Source organism: Micromonospora lupini str. Lupac 08 (genome assembly GCF_000297395.2).
Taxonomy (GTDB): domain Bacteria; phylum Actinomycetota; class Actinomycetes; order Mycobacteriales; family Micromonosporaceae; genus Micromonospora; species Micromonospora lupini.
Genome location: NZ_HF570108.1, coordinates 2,686,167 through 2,705,605, shown reverse-complemented (window position 1 = coordinate 2,705,605; position 19,439 = coordinate 2,686,167). Strand labels below are relative to the sequence as shown.

Annotated in this window: 22 protein-coding genes (1 of these 22 only partly in view); 5 read left to right on the top strand and 17 right to left on the bottom strand. The window is 73.0% G+C overall.

What is annotated here, in order from left to right; translation table 11 throughout:
• A protein-coding gene (gene tyrS / locus MILUP08_RS13580; RefSeq protein WP_039907903.1) for a tyrosine--tRNA ligase crosses the window boundary here: on the bottom strand, positions 1–976 show its 5' portion. It extends 317 nt beyond the left edge of the window; 976 of the gene's 1,293 nt are visible here — the first part of the coding sequence; it begins with the start codon at positions 974–976; its stop codon lies beyond the left edge, outside the window.
• A 106-nt stretch (positions 977–1,082) separates the two neighbouring features.
• Here tyrS and MILUP08_RS13575 point away from each other — a divergent pair, with 106 nt between their 5' ends.
• A complete protein-coding gene (locus tag MILUP08_RS13575) occupies positions 1,083–1,466 on the top strand; it encodes a PaaI family thioesterase (protein ID WP_193376624.1) in 384 nt (127 codons plus the stop codon).
• An 18-nt stretch (positions 1,467–1,484) separates the two neighbouring features.
• On the opposite strand, the gene MILUP08_RS13570 is transcribed toward MILUP08_RS13575, so the two are convergent.
• From MILUP08_RS13570 to MILUP08_RS13560, 3 genes are all read right to left on the bottom strand, one after another.
• The gene (locus MILUP08_RS13570; RefSeq protein WP_007458470.1) at positions 1,485–2,828 is read right to left on the bottom strand and encodes a hemolysin family protein; all 1,344 of its coding nucleotides are present in this window, start codon (positions 2,826–2,828) and stop codon (positions 1,485–1,487) included.
• Between the two features lie 126 nt (positions 2,829–2,954).
• Entirely contained in the window at positions 2,955–3,596 is a 642-nt protein-coding gene (locus tag MILUP08_RS13565) for a hypothetical protein (protein WP_007458469.1), read from the bottom strand.
• Between the two features lie 9 nt (positions 3,597–3,605).
• Positions 3,606–4,106 (bottom strand): GNAT family N-acetyltransferase, encoded by a 501-nt coding sequence (locus tag MILUP08_RS13560; RefSeq protein ID WP_007458468.1) that lies wholly within the window; start codon positions 4,104–4,106, stop codon positions 3,606–3,608.
• Positions 4,107–4,222: 116 nt separating this feature from the next.
• On the opposite strand from MILUP08_RS13560, the gene MILUP08_RS13555 reads away from it, so the two are divergent.
• Complete coding sequence (locus MILUP08_RS13555; RefSeq protein ID WP_193376623.1) at positions 4,223–5,110, top strand: universal stress protein; 888 nt, start codon at positions 4,223–4,225, stop codon at positions 5,108–5,110.
• Here MILUP08_RS13555 and MILUP08_RS13550 read toward each other — a convergent pair.
• The 5 genes from MILUP08_RS13550 to MILUP08_RS13530 all read right to left on the bottom strand — a co-directional run bounded on the left by MILUP08_RS13550 (position 5,040) and on the right by MILUP08_RS13530 (position 9,092).
• Entirely contained in the window at positions 5,040–5,738 is a 699-nt protein-coding gene (locus tag MILUP08_RS13550; RefSeq protein WP_007458466.1) for an FMN reductase, read from the bottom strand. The two genes, MILUP08_RS13555 and MILUP08_RS13550, sit on opposite strands and share 71 nt — an antisense overlap.
• Positions 5,735–6,877, bottom strand: a complete 1,143-nt coding sequence (locus tag MILUP08_RS13545; RefSeq protein WP_007458465.1) for an LLM class flavin-dependent oxidoreductase — start codon at positions 6,875–6,877, stop codon at positions 5,735–5,737. Before MILUP08_RS13545 ends, MILUP08_RS13550 begins: the two co-directional genes overlap by 4 nt.
• Before the next feature lie 123 nt (positions 6,878–7,000).
• A complete protein-coding gene (locus MILUP08_RS13540; RefSeq protein WP_007458463.1) occupies positions 7,001–7,276 on the bottom strand; it encodes a ubiquitin-like small modifier protein 1 in 276 nt (91 codons plus the stop codon).
• Positions 7,277–8,362: a WD40/YVTN/BNR-like repeat-containing protein gene (locus MILUP08_RS13535; RefSeq protein WP_007458461.1), complete on the bottom strand. Its 1,086-nt coding sequence runs from the start codon at positions 8,360–8,362 to the stop codon at positions 7,277–7,279.
• Positions 8,363–8,450: 88 nt separating this feature from the next.
• Positions 8,451–9,092, bottom strand: coding sequence for a DNA-3-methyladenine glycosylase (locus MILUP08_RS13530; protein ID WP_007458460.1), 642 nt, complete (start codon positions 9,090–9,092; stop codon positions 8,451–8,453).
• Positions 9,093–9,269: 177 nt separating this feature from the next.
• Here MILUP08_RS13530 and MILUP08_RS13525 point away from each other — a divergent pair, with 177 nt between their 5' ends.
• From MILUP08_RS13525 to MILUP08_RS13515, 3 genes are all read left to right on the top strand, one after another.
• Complete coding sequence (locus MILUP08_RS13525) at positions 9,270–9,725, top strand: hypothetical protein (RefSeq protein WP_007458458.1); 456 nt, start codon at positions 9,270–9,272, stop codon at positions 9,723–9,725.
• 86 nt (positions 9,726–9,811) lie between these two features.
• The gene (locus tag MILUP08_RS13520) at positions 9,812–10,237 is read left to right on the top strand and encodes a hypothetical protein (RefSeq protein ID WP_007458457.1); all 426 of its coding nucleotides are present in this window, start codon (positions 9,812–9,814) and stop codon (positions 10,235–10,237) included.
• 104 nt (positions 10,238–10,341) lie between these two features.
• Positions 10,342–10,695, top strand: coding sequence for an MmcQ/YjbR family DNA-binding protein (locus MILUP08_RS13515; RefSeq protein WP_007458455.1), 354 nt, complete (start codon positions 10,342–10,344; stop codon positions 10,693–10,695).
• Positions 10,696–10,738: 43 nt separating this feature from the next.
• Here the strand turns inward: MILUP08_RS13515 and argH are convergent, their stop codons facing one another.
• From argH to argC, 8 genes are read right to left on the bottom strand one after another with little or no spacing between them, the layout of a single operon-like run.
• Positions 10,739–12,202 carry an argininosuccinate lyase gene (gene argH / locus MILUP08_RS13510; RefSeq protein ID WP_039905944.1) on the bottom strand — a complete coding sequence of 488 codons (1,464 nt, stop codon included), beginning with the start codon at positions 12,200–12,202 and terminating at the stop codon, positions 10,739–10,741.
• Positions 12,203–12,219: 17 nt separating this feature from the next.
• Positions 12,220–13,422 carry an argininosuccinate synthase gene (locus tag MILUP08_RS13505; RefSeq protein WP_007458450.1) on the bottom strand — a complete coding sequence of 401 codons (1,203 nt, stop codon included), beginning with the start codon at positions 13,420–13,422 and terminating at the stop codon, positions 12,220–12,222.
• The gene (locus MILUP08_RS13500) at positions 13,419–13,934 is read right to left on the bottom strand and encodes an arginine repressor (RefSeq protein WP_007458448.1); all 516 of its coding nucleotides are present in this window, start codon (positions 13,932–13,934) and stop codon (positions 13,419–13,421) included. The genes MILUP08_RS13505 and MILUP08_RS13500 overlap by 4 nt, the downstream gene beginning before the upstream one ends.
• Positions 13,931–14,899: an ornithine carbamoyltransferase gene (gene argF, locus MILUP08_RS13495; protein WP_007458445.1), complete on the bottom strand. Its 969-nt coding sequence runs from the start codon at positions 14,897–14,899 to the stop codon at positions 13,931–13,933. The genes MILUP08_RS13500 and argF overlap by 4 nt, the downstream gene beginning before the upstream one ends.
• Positions 14,896–16,119, bottom strand: a complete 1,224-nt coding sequence (locus tag MILUP08_RS13490) for an acetylornithine transaminase (protein ID WP_007458441.1) — start codon at positions 16,117–16,119, stop codon at positions 14,896–14,898. Before MILUP08_RS13490 ends, argF begins: the two co-directional genes overlap by 4 nt.
• On the bottom strand, positions 16,116–17,021 hold the full coding sequence (argB, locus tag MILUP08_RS13485; protein ID WP_007458439.1) for an acetylglutamate kinase: 906 nt from the start codon (positions 17,019–17,021) through the stop codon (positions 16,116–16,118). Before argB ends, MILUP08_RS13490 begins: the two co-directional genes overlap by 4 nt.
• A gap of 55 nt (positions 17,022–17,076) precedes the next feature.
• Positions 17,077–18,249 (bottom strand): bifunctional glutamate N-acetyltransferase/amino-acid acetyltransferase ArgJ, encoded by a 1,173-nt coding sequence (gene argJ, locus MILUP08_RS13480; protein WP_007458437.1) that lies wholly within the window; start codon positions 18,247–18,249, stop codon positions 17,077–17,079.
• Positions 18,246–19,247 (bottom strand): N-acetyl-gamma-glutamyl-phosphate reductase, encoded by a 1,002-nt coding sequence (gene argC / locus MILUP08_RS13475; protein WP_007458435.1) that lies wholly within the window; start codon positions 19,245–19,247, stop codon positions 18,246–18,248. Before argC ends, argJ begins: the two co-directional genes overlap by 4 nt.
• Positions 19,248–19,439 lie beyond the last annotated feature (192 nt).

Below are 19,439 nucleotides of genomic sequence, written 5' to 3'. Positions count from 1 at the left end.
CGACCGCCTGCCGGGTCTCCTCGGCGCCGTGCACCAGCGTGGTCAACTCCTCGGCCAGTGCCCGCTGGGCCAGCCGGGCCGCCGGCCGCTCGGCCGTCGCCTTCGCCAGCTCCTCCAGCTCGTCCCGCGAGCGGAAGCTGAAGTACCGCAGGTAGCGGTCGACCTCCCGGTCGTCGACGTTGAGCCAGAACTGGTAGAAGGCGTACGGGCTGGTCAAGGTGGGGTCGAGCCAGACGGCGCCGCCCTCGGTCTTGCCGAACTTCGTGCCGTCGGCCTTGGTGACCAGCGGCGTGGTGAACGCCTGGACCGGCCCCGCACCGCGCCGCCGGACGTAGTCCACGCCGGCGGTGATGTTGCCCCACTGGTCGGACCCGCCGAACTGAAGTTGGCAGCCGTACCGGCGGTGCAGCTCGAAGAAGTCGTTGGCCTGCAACAGCTGGTAGCTGAACTCGGTGAAGCTGATGCCCGTCTCCAGCCGGGCACGCACCACCTCCCGAGCGAGCATCTTGTTGACCGGGAAGTGCTTACCCACGTCGCGGAGGAACTCGACGACCGACATCTCGCCGGTCCAGTCGAGGTTGTTGACGAGCTGTGCCGCGTTGTCCCCCGTGTACGACACGAAGGGCGCGAGCTGGTCGCGGATCCGCTCGACCCAGCCGGCGATCACCTCGGGCGGGTTGAGCGTCCGCTCGGCGCTCTCCTTCGGGTCGCCGATCTGCCCGGTCGCCCCGCCCACCAGCAGCAACGGGCGGTGACCCGCGAGTTGCAGACGGCGGGCCGTGGTGACCTGCATGAGCGAGCCGACGTGCAGGCTCTGCGCGGTGGGGTCGAAGCCCACGTAATAGGTGGTGGTCTCCCCGCCGTCGAGCAGCTCACGCAGCTCGTCGAGGCCTGTCGAGTCCTGGATCAGGCCACGCCAGAGCAGGTCGTCGGTCAGGGAGTCCCGCGTGGGCGGCGGGAGGCTGCTGTCGGTCACGGTCACCGATTCTCCCCCATCGCCGGGACCGACCCGTACCGGGTTTGGCGCAACCCGCCCCGGTTAGGCTGGCGACCCGCTGATCGAGGAGGGTTTCGCCGTGGAGATGCCGGATCTGACGGGTGGTTTCGTCGCCCTGCTCGGCCTGAAGTTCGAGGAGGCCAGCGCCGACCGGGTGGTCATCAGCTGGCAGGTCCGCCCGGAGCTGCACCAGCCGTTCGGCATCCAGCACGGCGGCGTGTACTGCTCGGTGGTGGAGACCGCGGCCAGCGTCGGAGGGTCACTCTGGCTGGCCGACCGGGGCACTGTCGTCGGGGTGTCGAACCAGACCGACTTCCTCCGGGCCGTCCGGGACGGTGAGCTGACCGCGGTCGGCACGCCCGTGCACCGGGGGCGCAGCCAGCAGCTCTGGCAGGTGGAGATCACCGACGCCGACGAGCGTCTGGTGGCGCGTGGTCAGGTCCGGCTGCAGAACCTGTCCCGGGACTGAGCCGGTCAGCCGGGGCGGTCAGCTGCGCGCCTCGTCCAGCACCGGCTGGGCGGCCTGGTCGGCGTCGTCACCGTTGTCGTCGGCGTCGTCGGTGGCGAGCTGACTCACGCGTACCTCGGTGATGGCCCGGTGGTCGATGCCGGCCACCGTCAGCACCCAGCCGTCAAGTGTGACGTCCTCCCCGGCGACGGTGGGGATGTGCCCGAGGCGGGCCAGGACCAGCCCCGCGACCGTGGTGTAGTCGCCGGCCGGCCGTGAGGGCAGCTCGACGCCGATGTCCGGAAGGTCGTGCACCGGGAAGGTGCCGGGCAGCACCACCGCGCCGTCCGACTCGCGGCGCACCGAGTAGCCGTCCCGGTCGGTCTCGTCGTAGATCTCCCCGACGATCTCCTCCAGGATGTCCTCAAGCGTCACGATGCCGTCGACCGCGCCGCGCTCGTCCACGACAAGCGCGATGTGCTGGCGCTCGGCCTTGAACTGGCGCAGCGCGTCCACCACCGGCAGCGAGTCGGGCAGCAGCATCGGCGGGCGGGCGATCTCGTCGACCGGCCTGTCGTCGGGCACGCCGACCAGGTCCCGCAGGTGGATCACACCGGCGGTGTCGTCCAGGCCGCCGTGGCGCACCACGGGCGCCCGGGAGTGCCCGGTGGCGGCCAGCACGAGCCGCGCGGCCTCCGCGGTGGTCCCGCTGTCGAGCGTGAAAACCTGCAACCGGGGTACGAGCACAGCCCGCAACCGCCGGTCGGCGATCTCCACGGCGCCCGCGATGATCGTGCGCTGTTCCTTGGTGAAGCCGTGGTTGCCGGCGACGATGTCGCGCAGCTCGTCCGGGCCGATCTCCTCCGGCTGGTGCTTCGGGTTGAGCCCGACCAGGCGTACGACCAGGTCGCTGGTGGCGCCGAGGGCCCAGACGGCCGGGCGGGTGAGACTGGCGAGCAGGTCGAGCGGGCGGGCCACCAGCAGCGCCCACCGCTCGGCGGACTGCATGGCGATCCGCTTGGGGGCCAGCTCGCCGAACACCAGGGTGACGAAGGTCAGCGCGAGGGTGACCACCACGATCGCCACCGTCTCGGCGGCGCTCCCGAACATCCCGAGCAGCGGAACGAGGGGCTTGGCCAGGGAGACCGCCGCGGCGGCGGAGGCCAGGAAGCCGGCGAGGGTGATGCCGATCTGGATGGTGGCGAGGAAGCGGTTCGGGTCCTTGGCGAGCCGGGCCAGCACCCGTCCGGCCCGGCTGGTGCGCTCCAACCGCTGGATCTGGCTGTCCCGCAGCGACACCAGCGCCATCTCACTGCCGGCGAAGAGCGCGTTGATGACGACCAGGATCCCGACCAGGGCCAGTTGGCTCCCGTAGCTCTGCACGCCCGGTTCGCTCCCTCATGGTGGTGGCACCGGCCCGTACGCACGGCGCCCGCCGGTCGGCGAGCCCGCCCGGCGTACGCGCTTCTGTGCCCCGTGCGGCCACGGCCGAATCCTGCTCGGGCGACGCTACGCCGAATCGGTGGCAGGTGACGCGGGCAGGTCGAGAACGTACGAGTCGCCCTGGGGGCGGAAGCCGAGCCGATGGTAGTAGGGGGCGACCATGCCCGGCGGGCTGACCACCCGGTGGAAGCCGCGCTCGGTGAAGAGGCGGCTGCGCCGGTAGACGAACTCGCCGGGGGTGAAGTCGCGGAACTTCGGGGTCACGTAGTCCAGGTCGATCTGGGCGACCCCGCGCGCCTCGGCGTGCGACAGCACCACCCCGACCACCTCGTCGGCGGTGACCACGAGAAAGGCCGACCGGTCGCCGGCGGTCGGGTCCCAGTGGAAGTCGGGGTTGAACCGGGCGATGTCCGGCGCGTGGATCCGCAGCGTGTGCGCCAGGAACTGGTCGCCGACGCCGACCTCCACCACCTGGTAGGTCTGCTCGTCGTGGCGGGTGGCGAGCATCCCCCGCAGGTACCAGATGTTGATCACCGCGAGGACGATGTTGAGGCCCACCATGGGCCAGACCTCGAGGGCGGCGTTGAAGCCGATCAGCACGACGCAGCCGACGAGGTTGAGCGCGCGCAGCCGCAGGATGCGCGACTGCAGCAACGACCAGACCAGCACCGCGGAGCCGGCCCAGCCGACCAGATCCCACCAGTTCACCAGGCGAGACTAGTGCCCGCCCAGGTCAGGGGCATCGGCGGGCAGCTCCAGCAGCCACTCCTCGACCTCGGCGCCCCGCCCGTTGGCGTACCCCGAGTCCTCACCGACGACGACGAACCCGCACTTGCGCAGCACCGCGAGAGAGGCGGCGTTGTCCTTGGCGGCGCGGGCGTGCACCGGCCGGGGCAGCTCGCGCAGCAGGGCGGCGAGGGCCGCGGTGGCGTGGCCGCGGCCCCAGCGGGTCGGGTCGATCCAGTAGCTGACCTCGGTCTGGTCGTCGACCGGGAAGGCGCTGACGTAGCCGACCACCTCGCCGTCGGCCTCGACGGTGCGGACCCGGTTCGCCGGGTTGGTGAGCACCCGCGCCCAGTGCCGGGCGAACTCGCGGTGGTCGGACGGGTCCTTGGGGCCGAACGCGGCCATCCGGTTCGCTTCGGGGTCCTGCTGGTGCAGGAAGAACTCCACGAGGTCGTCCTCGTGGACCGCGCGCAGCCGCACATCGGAGGTCATCCGGCGAGGGTACGTCTCGCCGGTGACAGTTCGGGGCCTCCCGTCCGCGCACCGGCCGGCCCGTTCGGCGCCACCGCGGCCTCCCGCCGCCGACAATGAGTCGACCGACCCTGGGAGTGCCGATGAACCGACCTGTCGTGGTGGGTGTCGACGGATCGCCGTCCAGCCTCGTCGCCGCCGAGCACGCGGCCCGGGCCGCCCTGCTCCGGTCCCGGCCGCTGCACCTGGTGCACGGTTACCTGCACCCGCTCGGCTACGGCGTGCCCCTCAGCCCGTACGACCTCGGGGTGCCGGCGCCCTCGGAGGAGTCGCGCACGATGGTGGAACGGACGGCGGCCGACCTGGCCGACAGGTGGCCCGGCCTCGACGTGGAGGCCCGCCAGGTGGCCGGCGGGCCCGGCGCGACGATTGTCGAGGAGTCCCGACGGGCGGATCTCGTCGTGGTGGGCAGCCGCGGGTTGGGCGGCTTCGCCGGGCTGCTGCTCGGCTCGGTCGGCGCGCAGGTGGCCGCGCACGCGCACTGCCCGGCGCTTGTGGTCCGCCCGGACGAGCAGCCGATCGATACGGACGCGCCGGTGCTGGTCGGCGTGGACGGGTCCGCGTCGTCGCGGGTGGCCGTGGGCTACGGCGCCGCCGAGGCGGCGCTCCGGGACGTGCCGCTGGTGCTCGTGCACGTCGGCCCGCTGGACGGGGACCGGCCGCTGCCGGACGAGATCGAGGAGGCCCAGGCCGCGTACCAGGCCGAGTCGGTGCGGCTGTTGGCCGAGGCGTCCTCCGTCGTCCGGGCCGAACGGCCCGAGCTGGTGGTGCGGGAGCACCCGATCCGGGCGACCGGTGCGGCCCGGGGGCTCATCGAGGCGAGCGGCACGGCGTCGCTGCTTGTCGTGGGCACCCGGGGCCGGCACGGGTTCACCGGTCTGCTGCTCGGCTCGGTCAGCCAGGCTGCGATTCAGCACGCGCACTGCCCGGTGCTTGTCGCGCACCCGTACGACCCGCCGAGGTGACCGGAGCGTCGTCGCCCCGGCCGAGCATCTGCAGGAAGTCGGTGGTGAGGGCGAACGGGTCGGCGGGGCCGCTGGCGGGCAGCCGGCGCTCGACCTGGTCGGCCAACTCGCCGGCGGCGCGACGGATGCGGCCGCGCAGGGCGCCGTCGACGGTGCCACCGGACCAGTCCTCCGGGGCGGCGAAGACCGAGGTGGGGACCACCACCGCCCGCAGGTAGCTGAACATCGGGCGGAGGGCGTGCTCCAGGGCGAGGGAGTGCCGGGCGGTGCCGCCGGTGGCCCCGATGAGCACCGGCCGGTCGACGAGCGACTCGGCCTCCAGCACGTCGAAGAAGGACTTGAACAGCCCGTTGTACGACGCGTTGAAGATCGGCGTCACGGCGACGACGCCGTCCGCCCCGGTCACCGCGTCGATGGCCTCGCGCAGCGCGGTCGGCGGGAACCCGGTGAGCATGTTGTTCATGATGTCGTGGGCGTACTCGCGCAGGTCGACGACCCGCAGCTCCACCTCGGCCCCGCGCCGGACCAGCTCGTCGCGGGTCGCCCCGGCGAGCTGGTCGGCGAGCAGTCGGGTGGACGAGGGTTGGCTCAGCCCCGCCGAGACCACGGCGATCGTGCGGCGGGTCATCGGGTCGCCCCCTCCGGCGCCTTGCCCGTCACGTCGTCGACGGCGTGCACGGTGCTGTCCTTGCCGCCACCGGCGGCGGCGACGAGCGAGGCGTGGGTCGGCGCGTCCGGCACGTGGGCGGGACGCAGCGCCTCGAACTCCTTGCGCAGCACCGGCACGACCTCCTCGCCGAGCAGGTCGAGCTGCTCCAGCACGGTCTTGAGCGGGAGCCCGGCGTGGTCCATCAGGAACAGCTGCCGCTGGTAGTCGCCGACGTACTCGCGGAAGCCGAGCGTGCGGTCGATGACCTGCTGCGGGCTGCCCACGGTCAGCGGGGTCTCCCGGGTGAACTCCTCCAGCGACGGCCCGTGCCCGTAGACCGGGGCGTTGTCGAAGTACGGCCGGAACTCCCGGACCGCGTCCTGCGAGTTGCGCCGCATGAACACCTGGCCGCCGAGGCCGACGATGGCCTGGTCGGCGGAGCCGTGGCCGTAGTGCGCGTACCGCTGGCGGTAGAGCCCGACCATCCGCTGGGTGTGCTCCTTGGGCCAGAAGATGTGGTTGGCGAAGAACCCGTCGCCGTAGTACGCGGCCTGCTCGGCGATCTCGGGGCTGCGGATCGAGCCGTGCCAGACGAACGGCGGCACTCCGTCGAGCGGGCGCGGCGTCGAGGTGAAGGACTGCAACGGGGTGCGGTACTTGCCCTTCCAGTCGACCACGTCCTCGCGCCACAGCCGGTGCAGCAGGTCGTAGTTCTCGATCGCGAGGGGGATGCCGGCGCGGATGTCCTTGCCGAACCACGGGTACACCGGGCCGGTGTTGCCGCGGCCCATCATCAGGTCCACCCGGCCGTCGGACAGGTGCTGGAGCATCGCGTAGTCCTCGGCGATCTTCACCGGGTCGTTGGTGGTGATCAGCGTGGTCGCGGTGGACAGCAGCAGCCGTTCGGTGCGGGCCGCGATGTGACCGAGCATGGTGGTCGGGGACGACGGGACGAACGGCGGGTTGTGGTGCTCGCCCGCGGCGAAGACGTCGAGCCCGACCTCTTCGGCCTTCAGGGCGATGGCGACCATCGCCTTGATCCGCTCATGCTCGGTCGGCTCCCGACCGGTGGTCGGATCGACCGTGACGTCACCGACGGTGAAGACTCCGAACTGCATGACCAGCTCCTCGCGTGTCAACCGGGTGCCGTCGTGGTACCCGGACGCAGCCCACAACTTATTTGACGAGTCAACTATTCCGCTGGCGGCCTATTCGGCAGTGGCACCGGTCACTCCCGGGAATCAGCCCCCGGCGACCGAGGGGAGCACCTGCACCTGGGCGCCCTCGCCGACCGGCGTGGCCAGTCCGCCGGAGTGCCGGCAGTCCTCCCCGTCGACGTAGACGTTGACGTAGCGGCGCAGCTCGCCGCGCTCGTCGCGGATCCGCCGAGCCAGCCGAGGGTGGTCGGCGGCCAGCTCGTCGAGGACCGCCCCCAGCGTGCCGCCCGCGTCGACACTGAGCCGGCTCGCGCCGCCGGCCTCGCCGCGCAGCGGGCCGGGCAACAGCACGGTGACCACTCAGACCACCGCCGCCCGGACGCACAGCACGTCGGGCAGGTGCGCGGCCACCTGCGACCAGGAGTCGCCCTCGTCCCGGCTGGCGTAGACCTCGCCGGAGCGGGTGCCGAAGTAGACGCCGCCCGGAGTGGCGTCGTCGGCGCACATCGCGTCACGCAGCACCGCCGGATAGAACGGCCCCTCGGGCAGGCCCACCGACAACGGCTCCCACTTGCCTCCGGCGTCGGCGGAGCGGAACACCCGGCAGCGGTGGTCGGTGGGGAACCGCTCGACGTCGGCCACCAGCGGGAACGTCCACACCATCCCGGGTCGAGCGGGGTGCGCCACCATCGGGAAGCCGAAGTCGCTGGGCAGCCCGTCGGCGATCGACGACCAGGTGCGGCCGTCGTCGTCGGAGCGGTAGACGCCGAAGTGGTTCTGCGCGTACAGCCGCTCGGGGTTGCCGGCGTCCCGCGCGACCTTGTGCACGCACTGGCCGAACTCCGGCCACTCGTCGGCCAGGCCGGCGGCGCGGATGCCGACGTTGCCCGGGGCCCAGCTCGCGCCGGCGTCCTGCGAGCGGTAGACCCCACCGGTGGACATGGCGACAAGCACCCGGGCCGGGTCGCGCGGGTGGGGCAGCACGGTGTGCACGGCCTGACCGCCGAATCCGGCCTGCCAGTGCGGGCGGTGCGGATGGTCCCAGAGCGCGCGCACCAGCTCGAAGCTGCGACCACCGTCGGTGGAGCGGAACAGCGCCGACGGCTGGGTGCCGGCCCAGACCACGTCCGGCTCGTCGGCGCCGCCCGGCATCAGCTGCCAGACCCGGTCCAGGCTCGCACCGGTGTCGGCGGGGAACGCCACCGGCGCGTGGTCCGGCTCGTCCCAGGAGGCGCCCAGGTCGTCGCTCGTCGCGACGCTGGGGCCGAAGTGCGAGCTGGTCACCCCGGCGAGCAGTCGCGGGGTGGCGCGGCGGGTGTCGAGCGCGACCGCGTAGACGCTCGTCTGCGGGTGGTGCGGGCCGCTGACCTCCCAGGTGCGCCGGTCATCGTCGCTGGTGGCGAGGAACAACCCCTTCGCGGTGCCGATCGCGAGCAGCGTTGCCATGGACGTCCTCCGAACCGTCGGTGGGCAGGTGGGGTGATTATGGCCACACCCCCCGACAGGCCCGCCGGTCCCACGCCGTGGGCCGCCCTCAGCGCCGGACGCGGGGCACGTGTCGCCGGTACGCGCTGACCGTCGGATCGCCGTCGAGCCAGAACCGCCAGGGCAGATCGTGCGCGCCGGTGACGCCGACCCGGGGCCCCGCGACCACCGTCTCGTCCGGCACCGGCCGGACCGGCGGACGCAACCGGACCGGGCCGTCGCCGAGCAGGTACGCGCCGTACGTCGCGCGGTCGATGCCGAGCGTGGCGCAGAGTCGGGCCGGCCCCCGGGCCAGGTCCACGTCCCGCCGTACCGCCGGCCGGCGAGCCCGCGCGGTGTCCACGCCCTCGACCACCTCGCCGGCGCGCAGCAACACGGCGGCGGCCTCCCCCTCGATGCCGGTGACCACGTTCATGCACCAGTGCATGCCGTAGGTGAAGTAGACGTAGGCGTGCCCGGCGGGGCCGAACATGACGACATTGCGCGCGGTGCGGCCACGGTGGGCGTGCGACGCCGGGTCACCGGCCGTGCCGGCGTACGCCTCGACCTCGGTGATCCGGACGGTGACCTCGCCGGCGGACAGCCGGCAGCCCAGCAGGCCCCGCGCGGCCGGCAGCAGTGGACCGGTGAGCAGGCTCGCCAGCGCCTCCCGGTCGGCGTCGGCGCTGCGGTCGTCCGGCGCGGGTTCCATGACCCGAACGGTACCCAGACCGCGTCCCGATCACCCTGTCGACCGGTCCCGCCGGCCACCGGGAGGCCCACCAGGGTTCACCTTCTCGCCATCCGATCCGGCGAAACCCGCGCGGCGACCGGCGGGTGTATCGGGTGTCGTCGCACGGCGCGGCGGCACATTCGAAGAGGAGCCATCATGACCGTACGAAGCATCCGCCGGCCACTGGTCACCATCGGCCTGATCGCGGCCGGTGCCACGCTCGCCTTCGCCCCGTCCGCCAGCGCCAACGCCCCGCTGCGGGCGGCTGCCCTGACCGACGGCGCCCCGTTGACCGCTGTCGCACTTCAGGGCACCGGCAAGATCGACGCCAACGGTGCGGCGGTCTTCGTCCCGGTCACCCTGACCTGCTCGCAGCCGACGCAGGTCGACCTGACGGTCAAGGTCGCCCAGGCGATCGGGGAGTCGGTCCGGACCGGCACGACCACCCGGAAGGTGCCCTGCGACGCGACCACCCAGAAGGTGCGGATCGCGGTGACCGCGACCGAGCTCCCGTTCGCTCCCGGCGTGGCGTTCGGCGTGGTCACCGGGAACTCCTGCGACGCGCTGTGCAACTCGATCACCGACGAGCACCGCTTCGACCTGGCGCTCTGAGTCGTGGCGTGGCGGCACGGCACACCCGTGCCGCCACGCTTCAACGATCTGTTGACAATCTGGCGTTGATGGGGTGTGCTCGGGGTATGACGCCCGAGGAGCTGTTCACCGCGCCCGACCCGGCCCGCGCTCGCGCCCACCGCACCCACGAGGCGCTGCAACGGATCAGCGAGCGGCACGCCGGCTCCGACGCGCGGCGGGCCCGCTGGGCCCACCCGTACGTGCTGGACCCGTGGGAGGCGGTGGCCCTGGTCACCGCCCTCGCCGCCGGTGGCGCGGAGCGGGAGCCCACCGAGGAGCCGGTGGACGCCGCCGACCTCACCGCCGCGCTGACCCTGCTGCCGCACGTCCGCGCCGAGCTGGACGCCCTGGAGGCGGGACTGTTGACACTGGCCCGCGACCGGGGGCTGACCTGGCAGTCCATCGCGTACGGGCTGGGGCTGGGCAGCGCGCAGGCCGCCCGGCAGCGCTACGAGCGGGTCGCGGCCCGCTCGGCCGAGCAGACCGCCTGATCCCCGCGGGCACCGACGCGATCCGCTGGTCGCGGACGGATCGGCCGGGCACCGGCGGATCGGCGGCCGGACGGGCAGACTGTGCGCACGACGAGGAGGCACCCATGGAGCGCGCGGAGATGCTGGCGTACTGCCTGGCCAAGCCGGGAGCCTGGCTGGACCGACCGTGGGAGGGCGACGAGGTGGTGAAGGTGGGCAGCCGGATCTTCGCGTTCCTCGGCAACGGCGACGGAAAGCCCACTGTCGGCATCAAGTGCGGCCAGACCCGGGAGATCGCCGACGAGTGGCTGCACCGCCACCCCGACGACGCCCGGGTGATGGCCTACATCGGCCGGTCCGGGTGGAACACGCTGCGCCTCGACGGCGGGATCGACGGCGACGAGCTGACCGAGGCGGTCGACGCGTCGTACGACATGGTCGTGGCGAAGCTCCCCAGGCGGGAGCGCCCGACGGCCTGAGCCGACAGTGGCGCCGGCGGCTCGCGCCGACGCCACGGTGACCTCAGCGGGGTACGACCCGCTCGGTGGCCCAGTCCCGCCAGCCGGCCAGCCGGTCCGCCGCGGCGGCGAGCTGGTCGGCCACCGGGCCGGGGCCGGTCGAGCCGGGGGTGGTCCGGGCCGCGAGGGCCGACCGCACCGAGAGCACGTCACGCACCGACGGGTCGAGGTGCTCACTGACCGCGGCCAGGTCGGCGTCGGAGACCTCCTCCAGCTCACACTCCCGGGCCGCGCAGAGCGCCACCAGCCGGCCGGTGATCTCGTGCGCGTCGCGGAACGGCACGTTGCGCCGGACCAGCCAGTCGGCGACCTCGGTGGCCAGGGAGAACCCGACCGGCGCGGCGGCCACCAGGCGGTCCACCCGGACCGTCATCGTGGAGATCATCCCCGCCAGGGCCGGCAGCAGCAGCTCCAGGGTGTCGACCGCGTCGAACGCGGGCTCCTTGTCCTCCTGCATGTCCCGGTCGTACGTCATCGGCAGGCCCTTGAGCATGGTCAGCACCGTCATCAGGCCGCCGACCAGCCGGCCGGACTTGCCCCGGGCCAGCTCCGCGATGTCCGCGTTCTTCTTCTGCGGCATGATCGACGAACCGGTCGCGAAGGCGTCGTCCAGCTCCACCCAGCCGAACTCGTGCGAGGTCCAGAGCACCACCTCCTCGCCGAGACGGGACAGGTGCACCCCGATCAGCGCGGTGGTGAAGAGGAACTCGGCCACGAAGTCCCGGTCGGCGACCGCGTCCATCGAGTTGGCGAACGACGTCCGGAAGCCCAGCTCCTTGGCCACGGCCACCGGGTCCAGCGGAAGCCCGGAACCGGCGAGCGCGCCCGCGCCGAGCGGGCTGATCGCCGCCCGGTGGTCCCAGTCGCGCAGCCGCTCCAGGTCGCGCAGCAGCGGCTGCACGTGGGCGAGCAGCCAGTGCCCGAAGGTGACCGGCTGGGCGTGCTGGAGGTGGGTCATACCGGGCGCGGCGGTGTCGATGTGCCGCTCGGCCTGCTCGACCAGCGCCTCGGCCAGCTCGACGAGGCGGCTGGCCACGCCCCGCGCGTGGTCACGCAGGTAGAGCCGCAGGTCGGTGGCGACCTGGTCGTTGCGGGACCGGCCGGCGCGCAGCTTGCCGCCGAGGCTGCCCAGACGCTCCAGGAGACCCCGCTCCAGCGCCGTGTGCACGTCCTCGTCGTCGACCGTGGGCCGGAACGCACCCGAGGCACAGGCCGCCTCCAGGTCGTCCAGGGCCGCCAGGATCCGGCCCAGCTCCTCCGGGTCGAGCAGGCCGGCGCCGGCGAGGACCCGGGCGTGCGCCCGGGAACCAGCGATGTCGTACGGGGCCAGGCGCCAGTCGAACTGCACGCTCACCGACAGTCGGGCGAGCGCCTCCGCGGGGCCACCGGCGAACCGGCCACCCCACAGGCTCGTCCGGTTGGTGCCAGCGCTGTTCTCGGTGAGGCTCTTGTCGTCCACCCCGCCCATTGTGGTCCCCATGGTCGTCACCCTCCCAGCCGGGCGTCGCGCGCCGCGGCAAGCCCGCTCGGCAGGCCCCACAGTCGTACGAAACCCTTCGCCAGGGTCTGGTCGAAGGTGTCCCCGGTGTCGTAGGTGGCCAGCCCGAAGTCGTACAGGCTCTCCTCGGAGCGCCGGCCGGTGACGGTGGCCCGCCCGCCGTGCAGGGTCAACCGCACCTCGCCGCTCACGTGCCGCTGCGCGTCGTCGACGAACGCGTCCAGCGAGGCCTTCAACGGCGAGAACCACAGGCCGTCGTAGACCAGTTCGCCCCAGCGCTGGTCCACGCTCCTCTTGAACCGGGCCAGGTCCCGCTCGACTGTCACCGCCTCCAGCTCCTGGTGGGCGGTGATCAGCGCGATCGCGCCGGGCGCCTCGTACACCTCACGGCTCTTGATGCCGACCAGGCGGTCCTCGACCATGTCGAGCCGGCCGACGCCCTGCGCGCCGGCACGCCGGTTCAGCTCCAGGATCGCCTGGTACGGGGTGACGGTCTCGCCGTCGATGGCGACCGGTACGCCGCCGTCGAAGGTGATCACCACCTCGTCGGGGTCGCGGGGCTCCGCTGGGTCCTCGGTGTACGAGTAGAGGTCCTCGACCGGCGCGTTCCAGATGTCCTCCAGGAAGCCCGTCTCCACGGCGCGACCCCACAGGTTCTGGTCGATCGAGTACGGGGACTTCGCCGACACGTCGATCGGCAGCCCCTTCTCCTCGGCGAACGCGATCGCCTTGTCCCGGGTCCAGGCGAAGTCCCGGGCCGGGGCGATGATCTTCAGGTCGGGGGCGAGCGCGTTCAGGCCCACCTCGAACCGGACCTGGTCGTTGCCCTTGCCGGTGCAGCCGTGCGACACGATCGTCCCGCCGTGCGTGCGCGCGGCCGCCACCAGGTGCTTGACGATCAGCGGCCGGGACAGCGCCGACACCAGCGGGTAGCGGTCCATGTAGAGGGCGTTCGCCCGGATGGCCGGCACGCAGTAGTCGGCGGCGAACTCGTCGCGCGCGTCGACGACCTCGGACTCGGCGGCGCCGCAGTCAAGCGCGCGCTGCCGGATGGCGTCGAGGTCCTCCCCGCCCTGCCCGACGTCGACCGCCACCGCGATCACCTCGGCGCCGGTCTGCTCGGCCAGGTAGGGAATCGCCACGGAGGTGTCCAATCCCCCGGAGTACGCGAGGACGACCCGCTCGGTCATGACGTGGTGTTCCCTTCGACGGTGTCGTCCCGGCGGGCCCAGCCGGCGAGCTTGTCGCCGAGCGCGGCCCCGCCGACGGCCTCGCGGGCCACGACGAGGATGGTGTCGTCGCCGGCGATGGTGCCGACGATCTCGGGCAGGCCCGCCCGGTCCAACGCGCTGGCCAGGTACTGGGCCGCGCCCGGCGGGGTCCGCAGCACGGCGATGTTGCCGCTGGAGTCGACCCCGTTGAGCAGTTCACGCAGCAGCCGCACCAGCCGGGCCGGCGCGGCCTCGGCGTCGCGCAGCGGCCGCTTGCCGTCCTCCGGGATCAGGTAGACGGCCGGGCCGTCGCCGCCGCGCACCTTGACCGCGCCCAGCTCCTCCAGGTCCCGCGAGAGGGTGGCCTGGGTGACGACGACGCCGTCGGCGGCGAGCAGGTCGGCCAGCTCGGTCTGCGACCGCACCTGCCGGTCCCGGATCAGCTCCACGATCCGGGCGTGCCGGGCGGCGCGGGTCAGCGGAGCGCTCATCGCGTCGTCCCGGTGGCGGCGTCGCCGGTCGCGGCGCCCCCCGTCGTGGCTCCGAGCAGGAACGTCAGCAGCGCCTTCTGGGCGTGCAGCCGGTTCTCCGCCTGGTCGAAGACCGCGCTCTGCGGACCGTCGAGCACCTCGTCGGTGATCTCCTCACCCCGGTGGGCGGGCAGGCAGTGCAGGACTATCGCGTCCGGCGCGGCGTGGCCGAGCAGCTCCTTGTTGACCTGGTACGGCAGGAACGGGGTGACCCGGTCCAGCCCGTCGGCCTCCTGCCCCATCGACGTCCACGTGTCGGTGGCCAGCACGTCGGCGTCACGGACCGCCTGGGCCGGGTCGGTAAGCACCCGTACCGACCCGCCCGTGCCGGCGGCGATCTCGGCGGCCCGGTCGACGACCGCCGCGTCCGGCGCGAAGCCGTCCGGCCCGGCGATCCGCACGTGCATCCCGGCAGTCGCCCCGGCCAGCAGGTACGACTGCGCCATGTTGTTGGCGCTGTCGCCCACGTAGGTGAGGGTGCGGCCGGCCGTGCCGCCGCAGCGCTCCCGGATGGTGAGCAGGTCGGCCAGCAGCTGGCAGGGGTGGAAGCCGTCGGTGAGCGCGTTGATCACCGGAACCGTCGCGCCGCTGGCCACCTCGGCGATCCGGTCGTCGCCGTGGGTACGCAGGACGACGGCCGCGACGTAGCGGGACAGCACCCGTCCGGCGTCCGCGAGCGTCTCGCCCCGACCGAAGTGGGTGACCTGGGTGTCCACGACCAGGGGATGTCCGCCCAGCTCGGCGATGCCGGCGTCGAACGAGATCCTGGTGCGCAGGCTCTGCTTGTCGAAGAGCACCGCCACCGAGCGGGGACCGGCCAGCGGCTGGTGGCCGAAGCGGTCGGCCTTCATCCGCGCCGCCAGGTCGAGCACGCGGGACTGCTCGGCGGGCGAGAGGTCGTCGTCGCGCAGAAAGTGCCGGATCATGCGGTCGTTCCCGTCGTGGTGGTGGTCGGCGTCGCGTCGGTTTCGGCGGTCGCCGCAGCGGTCGCGTCCAGGGCCGCCGGAAGCGCGGCGAGGAAGGCGTCGACCTGGGCGGCGGTGAGGATCAGCGGCGGGACGAGCCGGACCACGCCCGGCTGTACCGCGTTGACCAGGAAGCCGGCGTCCCGCAGCGCCTCGGCGAGAACCGGCGCCACCGGCGCGGTGAGCGTCACGCCGAGCAGCAGCCCCGCCCCGCGTACGCCGTCGATCAGCGGATGGCCCAGCGCCTCGACGCCCCGGCGCAGCCGTTCGCCGACGCGCTTGACGTGGTCGAGCAGCCCCTCGTTGGCGATGGTGGCCACCACGGCGAGCGCGGCGGCGCAGCTCACCGGGTTGCCGCCGAAGGTGGTGCCGTGCGAGCCCGGGGTGAGCAGGTCCGCGGCCCGGCCGAAGGCCACCGTCGCGCCGAGCGGCAGACCACCACCCAACCCCTTGGCCAGGGTCACCACATCGGGCTCCACGCCCTCGGCCTGGTGGGCGAACCAGTGCCCGGTCCGGCCGATGCCGGTCTGCACCTCGTCGAGCACCAGCAGCGCCCCGTGCCGGGCGGTGATCCGCCGCGCCGCCGCCAGGTAGCCGGCCGGCGGGACGACCACGCCGTTCTCGCCCTGGATCGGCTCCAGGATCACCATGGCGGTGGCGTCGGTGACGGCCGCCTCCAGGGCGGCGACGTCGCCGTAGTCGACGTGGGTCACCTCGCCGGGCAGCGGCCGGAACGGGTCGGCCTTGGCGGGCTGCCCGGTCAGGGCGAGGGCGCCCATGGTGCGACCGTGGAACGCGCCGTTGGTGGCTACCACGTGCGTGCGGCCGGTGCGGCGGGACAGCTTGAACGCGGCCTCGTTCGCCTCCGCACCCGAGTTGGCGAAGAAGACCCGGCCGGGCCGGCCGGCGAGCGCCAGCAGCAGCTCCGCGAGGGCGACCGGCGGCTCGGCGACGTAGAGATTGGAGACGTGCCCCAGCGTCGCGACCTGCTTGGACACCGCGGCCACCACCGCCGGATGGGCGTGACCGAGGGCGTTCACCGCGATCCCACCGACCAGGTCGAGGTATTCGCGGCCGGCCTCGTCGACCACCACGGCGCCCGCGCCGGAGACCAGCGCCAGCGGCGGCGTGCCGTAGTTGTCCATCATGGACTGCGTCCACCGCTGCACCAGGTTGCTCATGCCCCGACCATCCCGTCCTGAAGCACCACCATCGTTCCGAACCCTTCCGAGGTGAAGACCTCCAGCAACGTCGAGTGCGCCACCCGACCGTCGACGACGTGCGCGGCGGGCACACCCCCGCGCACCGCGCGCAGACACGCCTCCATCTTGGGCACCATCCCCGACTCCAGGCTGGGCAGCAGCTTGGCCAGGTCGTCCGCGGTGATCTCGGAGACCAGGCTCGTGGTGTCCGGCCAGTCCGCGTACAGGCCGGCCACGTCGGTGAGCACGACCAGCTTGCGGGCCCGCAACGCGACGGCGAGCGCGGCGGCCGCGGTGTCCGCGTTGAGGTTGTGCAGCACCCCGTCGGCGTCCGGCGCGACAGTCGAGATCACCGGGATCCGGCCGGCGTCGATGAGGTCGGTCACCGCCGAGGTGTCCACCGACTCGACGTCGCCGACCTGGCCGACGTCGACAGGCTCCCCGTCCACGTACGCGGGGCGGCGCACCGCGGTGAACAGCCGGGCGTCCTCGCCGGAGAGCCCGACGGCGAACGGACCGTGCGAGTTGATCAGCCCGACCAGCTCGCGGCCCACCTGCCCGACCAGCACCATCCGGACCACGTCCATCGCCTCGGCGGTCGTCACCCGCAGGCCGCCCCGGAACTCGCTGGCGATGCCGAGCCGGCCCAGCATGGCGGAGATCTGCGGACCGCCGCCGTGCACCACCACCGGCTTCAGACCGGCGTAGCGCAGGAACACCATGTCGGCCGCGAACGCCCGTTGCAACGCAGGCTCGGTCATGGCGTTGCCGCCGTACTTGACCACCACTGTCGAGCCGGAGAAACGCGCCAGCCAGGGCAGGGCCTCGATCAGCGTCTCCGCCTTGACCTGGGCGCGGGTGAGATCGCCACTGAGACTCACCGTGCCTGCCCTTCGTTCGCGACTGCGGGACTCCGCTGCGCTGCGTTCCTCGCGCTCACGTGGAGTACGCCGAGTTCTCGTGCACGTACGCGTGGGACAGGTCGTTGGTCCAGATCGTCGCCACCGCGTCGCCGGCGTGCAGGTCGATCCGGATCGTCACGTCCCGGCCGGTGAGGTCGACCTTCGAGCGGTCCTCGGCGGCCGCGCCGCCCCGGCACACCCACACCCCGTTGACGGCCACGTCCACCTCGTCCGGCTCGAACGCGGCGGCGGTCGTGCCGACCGCGGCGAGGATGCGGCCCCAGTTCGGGTCGTTGCCGAACAGCGCGGTCTTGACCAGGTTGTTGCGGGCCACCGAGCGGCCCACCTCTACCGCGTCGTCCTCGTCGGCGGCCCCGACCACGTCGATGGCGACCTGCTTGGTGGCGCCCTCGGCGTCGGCCACCAACTGCTGGGCGAGGTCGTGGCAGGCCGTGGTCACCGCTGCGGCCAACTCGGCAGGGGTCGGCTCGATGCCACTCGCGCCGCTGGACAGCAACAGCACGGTGTCGTTCGTGGACATGCAGCCGTCGGAGTCGACCCGGTCGAAGGTGACCCGGGTGGCCGCCCGCAGCGCCTCGTCCAGCGCCGCCGGCCCGGCCACCGCGTCGGTGGTGAGCACGCACAGCATGGTGGCCATCCCCGGCGCGAGCATCCCGGCGCCCTTGGCCATCCCGCCGACCGTCCAGCCGCTGCCCCGCGCCACAGTGGTCTTCGGTCGGGTGTCGGTGGTCATGATCGCCTCGGCGGCGGCCGGGCCGCCGTCGCGCGACAGCCCCCGGATCGCCGCACGGACCCCGGGAAGCAGCTTCGGCATCGGCAACCGCTCACCGATCAGGCCGGTGGAGCAGACCGCGACCTCCCCGGCGCCGAGGAGCAGCCGCGGACTGACCGCGCTCAGCGCCGTGGCCGTGTGCTCGGCCGTGGCGTGCGTGTCCTGGAAGCCGGCCGGGCCGGTGCAGGCGTTGGCGCCACCGGAGTTGAGCACCACCGCGCGGACCACGCCGCCCTGCACGACCTGCTGGGTCCAGCGCACCGGCGCGGCCTTGACCCGGTTGGTGGTGAAGACACCGGCGACACCGGCGTCCGGGCCGTCGTTGACGACGAGCGCGACGTCCGCGCCGCCGCTGGCCTTCAGACCGGCGGCCACGCCGGCCGCCCGGAAACCCCGAGGGGTGGTGACGCTCATGGTGTGACTCCCCAGACCGACAGGCCCGTCGTCTCCGGCAGGCCGAGCATCAGATTGGCGTTCTGCACGGCCTGACCGGCGGCGCCCTTGCCCAGGTTGTCCAGGGCGCTGAGCACGATCAACCGACCCGAGTCGACGTCGACGGTGGCCTGCAGGTGGCACGAGTTGGAACCCAACGTCGCCGCGGTGTGCGGCCAACGCCCCTCCGCCAGCACGTGCACGAACGGCGCGTCCGCGTACGCCTGCGCCAGCACCTGCTGCGGGTCGACCCCGCGCGCCGGCACGGCGGTGACCGTGGCCAGGATCCCGCGCGGCATCGGCGCGAGGACCGGGGTGAACGACAGGCCGGTCGCCCCCGTCGCCTGCTTGATCTCGGGCACGTGCTGGTGGGTGCCGACCCGGTACGGCGACAGGTCCCCCAGCACCTCGCTGGCGAGCAGGTGGGGCTTCGCCGCCCGGCCCGCGCCGGACGTGCCGGAGGCGGCGACCACCACCACGTCGGCGGGGTTGGCCGCACCGTCGGCGATCAGCGGCGCGAGGGCCAGGGTGATCGCGGCGGCGTAGCAGCCGGTGTTGGCGACCCGGGTCGACCCGGCGATCAGCTCCCGCTGGCCGGGCAGCTCGGGCAGCCCGTAGGTCCACTGGCCGGCGTGCGTGCCGCCGTAGTACTGCGCCCAGGCGTACGGGTCGGCGAGCCGGTGGTCGGCGCCCAGGTCGACGATGCGCACCTCGGACGGCAGGTGCGCCGCGAGGGCCGCCGACTCGCCGTGCGGCAGCGCCAGGAAGACCAGGTCGGCGTCGGCCAGGGTCGACGGGTCGGTCTCGCCGAGCACCAGGTCGAGCCCGGTGAGCTGAGGGTGCACCACGTCGACGCGGTGCCCGGCCTGTCGGTGCGCGGTGGCGGCGACCAGATCGAACTCCGGGTGTCCGGCGACCAGGCGCAGCAACTCACCCCCGGCGTACCCGCTCGCTCCGGCGACCGCGACTCGGATCCCCATACTCACCTCCGCATGACTATGCAGGAAACGGTAACAAGAGAGGGATTATCTTGCAAGTTCATACAGCCTACTGCATGGGAATGTGCATGAGGGTCCGTCGAAAAGGACTCGACTGAGTGACCACTCAATCGACTAGCATCATTTCCTGACGGTGGTGGGTCGGCTCGTCCGGTCCGCGTGGGGGCACCTGAC